Source organism: Crenothrix polyspora, from assembly GCF_900163755.1.
GTDB classification, from domain to species: domain Bacteria; phylum Pseudomonadota; class Gammaproteobacteria; order Methylococcales; family Methylomonadaceae; genus Crenothrix; species Crenothrix polyspora.
In genome coordinates this window covers 1-1,148 of sequence record NZ_FUKI01000073.1, presented here as the reverse complement: position 1 = coordinate 1,148, position 1,148 = coordinate 1, and the positions used below count along the sequence as shown (strand labels likewise).

Annotated in this window: 2 protein-coding genes and 1 pseudogene; 1 reads left to right on the top strand and 2 read right to left on the bottom strand. The window is 44.9% G+C overall.

All coding sequences use genetic code 11. The features are described 5' to 3' along the window. Positions 1–318 (bottom strand): IS66 family transposase (locus CRENPOLYSF2_RS04280; RefSeq protein ID WP_140396792.1); only part of this gene is annotated, 318 nt, incomplete at its 3' end. Continuing rightward, a complete protein-coding gene (locus tag CRENPOLYSF2_RS04275; protein WP_087142724.1) occupies positions 318–605 on the bottom strand; it encodes an IS3 family transposase in 288 nt (95 codons plus the stop codon). The genes CRENPOLYSF2_RS04275 and CRENPOLYSF2_RS04280, both read right to left, overlap by 1 nt. A gap of 202 nt (positions 606–807) precedes the next feature. Between CRENPOLYSF2_RS04275 and CRENPOLYSF2_RS19460 the strand changes: the two are divergent. After that, a pseudogene (locus tag CRENPOLYSF2_RS19460) lies at positions 808–942 on the top strand (IS3 family transposase); the annotation flags it as partial. Between the last annotated feature and the right edge of the window lie 206 nt (positions 943–1,148).

Below are 1,148 nucleotides of genomic sequence, written 5' to 3'. Positions count from 1 at the left end.
TTCCGCCCGCAACGCCCTGCGGGCTTCGATGCTAAAATCCCTGGCTTCTTCCTCAACGGCATAGAGCTGGCCAATACGTTCCAGTGCCTCTTTTGCCATCGGGCTTTCAGTGGCCGTGTACAGGTCAAAAAACTTACGCCGCCCATGCGCCCAGCAGCCAAGCTCCGTACAGGGCACGGCCATGCGCTTGGCATTGAATGAGGCCTTGTAGCCACTGTAGTCGTCAACCATCAGGTGGCCACGCCACGTCCCCAGGAAATCGCGGCAATTGACACCGCCCCGGCCTGTGTAATGGTCAAGTAAATTTGGACACTGCATTAGGCGCTTTTTAAAAATTGTTGTTCAAATTGGTTAGGTGCAGCACTTCCAATAATTGAATGTATCCTTTTAGTATTGTAAAAATGGATATATTTTGTGACTGCCCATGTCATTTCCTCGTGGGTTTGGTATTGGTCACGGCTGGTGGATTCTGTTTTCAGGCTCCTGAAAAAACGCTCCATCACAGCATTATCCCAACAGTTCCCCTTCCGGCTCATACTGGCCTTAATATGCAGCTCGGAGAGCTTATCTCCGACATTCCGCACCCCTAAATAAAAATTCAGCATTTAAGCAACATATTGATATTTAATGAATTTTAGTATTTTAGACTTTCGAGTTAAAACAAGAAAAATTCATCTCTCGTTTGTTTTTTGTTAAATATAAGCTGATATAAATGACTTTGAAAATACGCCAAAAATTCGAAAAATTTATAACATACTGAAATTATTAAATTAAATTTAATCATAAAATTATGAATAGGGGTGCGGAATGTCGGGTGAACCTACGGCGGAACGGTTAAACCTACAATGCCAAGTTAAGGCCATTCATGCCGAGTCCAGTCAAATCTATGGTAGCCGGCGGATGTCAGATGCCCTCAAGGAAAAAGGTCTTGATATTGGACGTTACCAAGCTCGTAGCCTAATGCAAGAGGCTGATGTGGTGGCCGTTTACCCTAAAAAACGCCATGTTTATCCCGCTAATTTAGGTGAAGTATCCCGTATTGCTGAAAACCACCTAAACCGTGAATTTGAAGCCAGCCGACCTAACGAAAAGTGGGTGGGTGACATCACTTACTTATGGACGGCAGCCGGTTGGTTGTACCTTGCCGT

Coding starts and splice junctions, on each gene's coding strand:
- CRENPOLYSF2_RS04275 (WP_087142724.1), bottom strand. CDS start 605: ATGCTGAATTTTTATTTAGGGGTGCGGAATGTCGGAGATAAGCTCTCC.